Below are 6,411 nucleotides of genomic sequence, written 5' to 3'. Positions count from 1 at the left end.
AGGTGGAAACGCTGGTGGAACAGTAACTTTCGATCCACTAACTGGAACAATGGAATATACACCTGCTCCTGGTGAAGGAAACTCAGTAGTTACAATCGTATACCAAGTATGTAACGATGTAAATGGCGATAGTCCAGGAACAATAACTGATGACGTGTGTGAAGAAGCTACAGTAAATATCACGGTTATTGGTGATGATTCAGATGGGGATGGAATTCCTGATTCAGTGGATCTTGATGATGATAATGATGGTATTCCAGATATTATAGAACAAGGTGGTGATCCTACCCTAGATACAGATGGAGATGGAATAATCGACAGCTTAGATTTAGATTCAGATGGTGATGGTGTATTAGATGTAGAAGAGGCAGGTCATGATGGAAATGATATGGACGGTGACGGTATGTTGGATGGACCTTATGGAGATGACGGTATTGCTGATGATATACAAGATGATCCTAACGGAGGAGACACTAATTATGATTTACAAGATACTGATGGTGATGGTATTGATGACTATCAAGATATTGATGATGATGGCGATGGTGTAGATACCATTAATGAAGATATTAATACCGATGGTGATCCAACTGATGACGATACAGATGGCGATGGAATACCTGATTATTTGGATACGGACGATGATGGCGATGGAATACCTACGGGAGATGAAAATCCTGATCCTGATGGAGATGGTGATCCTAATACAGGAGATACACAAGATACAGATGATGATGGTGTTCCAGATTACTTAGATACAGATGATGATGGTGATGGTATCGACACTGTAGAAGAAGATATTGATTCTGATGGTGATCCTACAAACGATGATACAGATGGAGATGGAATTCCTGATTATCAAGATATGGATGATGATGGTGATGGAGTAGATACTATTAATGAAGATATCGATATGGATGGTGACCCATCTAATGATGATACTGATGGAGATGGTGTTCCTGACTATCAAGACACTGATGATGATGGCGATGGAATCCTAACGGAAGATGAAAACCCTGATCCTGATGGAGATGGTGATCCTAGCACTGGTGACACACAAGATACTGATGGAGATGGCATTCCTGATTATGTGGATGTAGATGATGATGGAGACGGTGTTGATACCATCGAAGAAGATACCGACGAAGATGGCGACCCAACTAATGATGATACAGATGGTGATGGAGTTCCTGACTATCAGGATACTGACGATGATGGTGATGGAATCCCAACAGAAGATGAGAATCCTGACCCTGATGGAGATGGTAATCCCGATGATGCCGTAGATTCTGATGGTGATGACATCCCAGACTATTTAGAAGAGAATAATTCTAATCCGGAAGAAGAGGATGATATAGAAATATTTAATGTCGTAACGCCGAATGGAGACGGAGATCATGATGTTCTTATTATAAGGAACATCGAAAAATTCCCTTCAAACGAGTTACAGATATTTAATCGATGGGGTGTTAAAGTTTATCAAGCTCTTGGATATGGACGTAATGGAGAGTTTTTCCGTGGAGAATCTAATGGTCGAGCTACAGTAAGTCAAGATAGGCAGCTACCAGTTGGAACATATTTCTATGTTCTAAAATATAAAACGGCTAGTGGAGAGACGAAGAAACTATCAGATTATTTATACCTAAATCGATAAACCTATAATTGGGGAGTAAAACTCCCCATAAAAACAATATAATCCCATTCGAAATGAAAAATATTTATCTATTATTTATACTTGTTATCGTTATTGCCAATAATGGGTTTGGTCAACAAGATGCACAATATACCCAATACATATACAACACTATAAGCGTTAATCCAGCTTACGCTGGATCAAGAGATGCTATAAGTATAACAGGACTCTACAGAAACCAATGGGTTGGAATTGGTGGAGCACCAGTAACCCAAACACTAAACATACATTCTCCTTTAGGGAAGAATAATAAAGTAGGATTAGGACTTTCAATTGTTAATGATAAAATAGGTCCAACACAAGAGACCTATTTTGATATTGACTTTTCCTACACCTTGAATACTTCAAATAATGGACAATTGGCCTTTGGACTTAAAGCCGGAGGACACTTACTTGATGTAAATTTTGATGAATTAAATCAGTATACCAACACGGACATCTTGCTTGATAATAATATAGATAACAAGTTTTCCCCTAATGTTGGAGTTGGATTGTATTATCATACTGAAAAATTTTATTTAGGCTTATCAGCTCCTAATTTACTTCAGACCAAACATTTTGATGAGTCTTTAAGGGAAGGTGCTGAAGCTTCTTCTTTTCTGGCAGCAGAAAGGATTAACTACTACCTGATTGGTGGATATGTGTTTGATATTAATGAGACAACAAAATTTAAACCAGCAACTTTGCTAAAAGCCGTGGCAGGAGCTCCTTTACAAATAGATGTATCTGTGAACTTCTTATTCTATGATAAATTAACTCTTGGATTAGGATACCGTTGGAGTGCGGCGTTAAGTGCGATTGCAGGATTTCAAGTATCTGATAATTTAATGATGGGGTTTGCCTATGATTGGGAAACTACTGCTCTAGGTAATACAGAATTTAATGCAGGATCTTATGAATTCGTTTTGAGATATGAAATTTTCAAAAGAAAAGAGAAGATCATTTATCCAAGATTCTTTTAACATAAAAAAAACAGATCAATATGAAATTTTCGAAACTAATAATTCTAACGATTTATTTGATGCACACTGTTTTTCTTTGTGCTCAGGAAAGAGAATATAAAAAAGCAAATTTAAGTTATGATAATTATGCTTTCAAAGATGCAATTGAATCTTATAAAAAAATTATAAAAAAAGGTAATGCACCTATAGAAATTTATAAGAAGCTTGGAGATTGTTATTTTTTTAATTCCAACCTAAAAGACGCTGCAAAATGGTATCTTAAAATGATGGAAAAGAAAAAAGAATTAGAAAAAAAAGGACAAGAAGTAACTGGAATAACAGCAGAAGATTATTTTAGAACTTCACAATCCTTGAAATTTTTAAAAGAATACAGAAAAGCAGATAGTATTTTATTAAAGCTAAACGATTTAAGTAACACTGATTCCAGAGCTAAACGTTTAATTAATAATCCGGATTATTTAGAAAAAATTGCTGTACAATCGAATAGATACATAATTGAAAATCTTCCGAGTAATTCTGCATTTGTAGATTTTGCTCCGTCGATTTATAAAGGTCAATTGGTATTTGCTTCCGAAAGAAAACAAGGTAAAAAGAATAGTTGGACAAAACGATCATATCTGAATTTGTTTTCATTCAAAATTGAAAGTAAAAGCGATTCTAATTATCCAAAAGAATTTTCAAAAGAAATTAGTTCAAGATTACATGAATCTACAACATCTTTTAATAAACAAGGAACTACGATATATTTTACAAGGAACAATCTATTAAGATCAAAATTTGGTAAGGATTCTACTGGTGTAAATCGTTTAAAGATATATCGAGCTAGTAAAAACAACAAATCTAAATGGAGTGATATAGAAGACCTTTCTATTAATAACGATCAATACTCAATTGCACATCCAACATTAAGTCCTGACGAAAAGAAACTATATTTTGCTTCGGATATGCCCGGTGGATATGGAATGGCCGATTTATACGTTGTAGACATTAATGAAGACGGAAGTCTTGGAAATCCACAAAACTTAGGCCCCGAAATTAATACAGAGGGACGAGATACCTTCCCGTTTATCAGTTCAAAAGGAATATTATATTTTGCTTCTGATGGACATTTAGGTTTAGGCGGATTAGATATTTTTGCTGTTGATCTAGAAAAAAGTTATAAGGAAATATATAATATCGGAGAACCTATTAATAGTCCTGCCGACGATATCACTTTTTATATAGATGGAGATACTAGAAAAGGGTACTTCGCTTCTAATCGATATGGAGGAAGAGGAAATGATGATATTTATAGTTTTGTAGAGACATCTCCTCTCATCACAAAATGTGAAGGCAGTCTGTTACTTAAGATTATTGATAATAAATCAGCTGATCCTATCTCTAATACTGAAATTGAGATAACGAATAAAAATGGAGAACCTATTTTTTCAGGAAAAACAAACGACAAAGGAGAAGCTTATATTAATTTAGAGTGCGGAGATAAAACATATGATGTAATTACTAAAAAAGAAGATTACGAATCTAAATCTGCAAGCATTATAGTTACAAGAGATAATCCTTTTCCATCTAAAACAATCAAATTAAAAAACAACATACCTGATAAGGGGATTGACCTTGCCAAACTTCTAAATTTGAAACCTATATATTTTGCTTCAAATAAAGCCGTAATTCTAAACAATTCGGCTAAAGAACTAGATAAAATTGTGAACTACATGAAGGAATATCCTTCTATCAAAATTGAAATAGGATCGCATACAGATAGTAAAGGCAGTGACGTTTATAATCTGAAACTATCGAAACGTAGAGCTACTTCTACCGCAAATTACATAATAAGCAAGGGGATTAATTCTTCTAGAGTAAAAAGTAAAGGATATGGAGAAACGGTATTGATTAATAGATGTGGCAATGGTATTAAATGCAGTAAAGATGAACATGCTCAAAATAGAAGAAGTGAGTTTATAGTTGTAGAAAATTAAAAAATAATATACCTAATATTTTTTAATTTTCTGTACAATCTTGATTGCCCTTAATTACTCCTGTTACATCAAAACCCTAATAAATAAGTTATTAGGGTTTTGTATTACATTATCAAAAAAATTATACTTTATTTGGTATTAAAAACTGAATCTATTTGTGATAAGATTAAAAATTCAATAACATCCCACCAAAAGCAAACAAAAGTTCCCACCATTAGTACACCTCCAACTCTCTTACCTCTGTATTTACAAGGGTTTATTACATATTGTATCGGGAAGTAAAATAAGAACCTTTGAAGTTTATTTTTTTAATTTACCTAAGAAGAACAACCAATTCTTAACAAAAAAAGTATTGGTAACCTGATTATCACCAATACTTTTCTCTGATACTTAAAAGGACAAAATTGTAAACTTTATATCTTCTATTTAGTTTTACATTTAGTCCAACAATTCTAAATCAATAATAGTTCTAACCTCATATTCCTGTTCATCACCATCTTCATCTGTTTCTGTTTCCCATTCTATCTTAAAAGTGATGTTAAACTTTTTTCCAATAAATTTCTCATCACTAAGATTGTATTTTTCCAATACTTCAGGTGCTACTTTAGGAAAAAGAACTATATCTTCATCACCATCTTCCGTGATATAATTAAATGTGAAATTTTCACCATCAAAACCATCAAAAACTCCTTCAATGGTTTCCTTTTCCTGATTTGTTTCTTGTGCCTTTACTGTAGTGACACCGAAAAATAATACTATTATAATGAATGTTGTATTTATTAAATTTTTCATCTGTTTTATTTTTTGTCAGAAATGAATCAAATAAAAATTTCCTGCTTAGATAACCGCTACGGCTTTTATATAAAAGTTTACTTACTAATAGACAAGCAAAAAATTAATTCTGTTTATACTTCATTTCATGATATGTAAGATTTAAGTTTTTTTATGATATAAAACCAGATTGTTATCACTTCAAGTCTGGTGCTTTTAGTAAATAATCTCTTAGATACTTACACGTGATGATTTCCTATACTTTTTTAACTACGATATTCTTTAAAGCTATATCGATTATACAATCTTTAGTTTTTTTATGCTAGTTCTAATTTTTCGATTCTAAAGGATACAAAATCCTCATCGTCATCGTCAACATACTCTGAGTATGTGATTTCAAAACTTTTGCCTTTAAAAGAATCTGATTTAAGATCAAATTTTCTAAGTGCAAGATTTGACACTTCTTCAAAAACAATGGTTTCACCATTTTCCATTTCAAATTGAAAGTACCCATCATAGTATTTTTTAAACACTCCGTACTCCACATTTTGATTAATAAAAACACCGTCCATATATTGATTTTAATAATTAATCTTACAAGGTTTAAATAAAGATTTTACCATTTTTCGGTCCGACTTACCAAAATATTTTAATGCATCCTTCCAATATATCCATGTAATTTTTGCAAACTTATCGGGCTCACTAAGTGAAAAAGATTTATCCGCATTTTTACAAACAAAATAATGTTTGGAAAGCTTTTGGTTGTCACCCCAATCCAACGTTAAAGAATCGTAATAGTCCATATCTTGTTCAGAAAGTTGTACACCTGTTTCTTCATACGTTTCTCGGATAAGACCTTTTTCTGGAGTTTCTCCTTTTTTTAAAAACCCGCCTATTAATCCATATTCTAATCTATTACTGATCTTTTGAAATACTAATAGTTCATCTCCTTGATAGACTATTAATCTTGATTTTTGTCTGTGTTTTTTAATTTTCATCGGCAACCAAT

At 32.7% G+C, this 6,411-nt stretch carries 6 protein-coding genes; 3 read left to right on the top strand and 3 right to left on the bottom strand.

Translation table 11 applies throughout. The annotated features are described in order from the left end of the window. From Q1B37_RS23305 to Q1B37_RS23295, 3 genes are all read left to right on the top strand, one after another. Nucleotides 1–1,654, top strand: a 1,654-nt coding sequence (locus tag Q1B37_RS23305) for a gliding motility-associated C-terminal domain-containing protein (protein WP_299903092.1), incomplete at its 5' end; no start/stop codon positions are given. A 53-nt stretch (nt 1,655–1,707) separates the two neighbouring features. Further along, nucleotides 1,708–2,655, top strand: a complete 948-nt coding sequence (locus Q1B37_RS23300; RefSeq protein WP_299903089.1) for a type IX secretion system membrane protein PorP/SprF — start codon at nt 1,708–1,710, stop codon at nt 2,653–2,655. A 20-nt stretch (nt 2,656–2,675) separates the two neighbouring features. Next, nucleotides 2,676–4,631, top strand: a complete 1,956-nt coding sequence (locus Q1B37_RS23295; protein ID WP_299903087.1) for an OmpA family protein — start codon at nt 2,676–2,678, stop codon at nt 4,629–4,631. A gap of 438 nt (nt 4,632–5,069) precedes the next feature. On the opposite strand, the gene Q1B37_RS23290 is transcribed toward Q1B37_RS23295, so the two are convergent. The 3 genes from Q1B37_RS23290 to Q1B37_RS23280 all read right to left on the bottom strand — a co-directional run bounded on the left by Q1B37_RS23290 (nt 5,070) and on the right by Q1B37_RS23280 (nt 6,400). Beyond that, nucleotides 5,070–5,423 (bottom strand): hypothetical protein, encoded by a 354-nt coding sequence (locus Q1B37_RS23290; protein ID WP_299607352.1) that lies wholly within the window; start codon nt 5,421–5,423, stop codon nt 5,070–5,072. 296 nt (nt 5,424–5,719) lie between these two features. After that, nucleotides 5,720–5,974 carry a hypothetical protein gene (locus tag Q1B37_RS23285; RefSeq protein ID WP_299903085.1) on the bottom strand — a complete coding sequence of 85 codons (255 nt, stop codon included), beginning with the start codon at nt 5,972–5,974 and terminating at the stop codon, nt 5,720–5,722. A gap of 9 nt (nt 5,975–5,983) precedes the next feature. Beyond that, a complete protein-coding gene (locus Q1B37_RS23280; protein WP_299903083.1) occupies nt 5,984–6,400 on the bottom strand; it encodes an NUDIX hydrolase in 417 nt (138 codons plus the stop codon). Nucleotides 6,401–6,411 lie beyond the last annotated feature (11 nt).

Source organism: uncultured Aquimarina sp. (assembly GCF_947492965.1).
In the GTDB taxonomy this organism is placed as follows: Bacteria; Bacteroidota; Bacteroidia; order Flavobacteriales; family Flavobacteriaceae; genus Aquimarina.
The sequence above is the reverse complement of the archived record's forward strand: the minus strand, read 5'-3'. Positions and strand labels throughout refer to the sequence as shown.

Excerpts from the sequence above, each read along its gene's own strand:
- Q1B37_RS23300 (WP_299903089.1), top strand. The coding sequence starts at position 1,708 with ATGAAAAATATTTATCTATTATTTATACTTGTTATCGTTATTGCCAAT.
- Q1B37_RS23295 (WP_299903087.1), top strand. The coding sequence starts at position 2,676 with ATGAAATTTTCGAAACTAATAATTCTAACGATTTATTTGATGCACACT.
- Q1B37_RS23290 (WP_299607352.1), bottom strand. The coding sequence starts at position 5,423 with ATGAAAAATTTAATAAATACAACATTCATTATAATAGTATTATTTTTC.
- Q1B37_RS23285 (WP_299903085.1), bottom strand. The coding sequence starts at position 5,974 with ATGGACGGTGTTTTTATTAATCAAAATGTGGAGTACGGAGTGTTTAAA.
- Q1B37_RS23280 (WP_299903083.1), bottom strand. The coding sequence starts at position 6,400 with ATGAAAATTAAAAAACACAGACAAAAATCAAGATTAATAGTCTATCAA.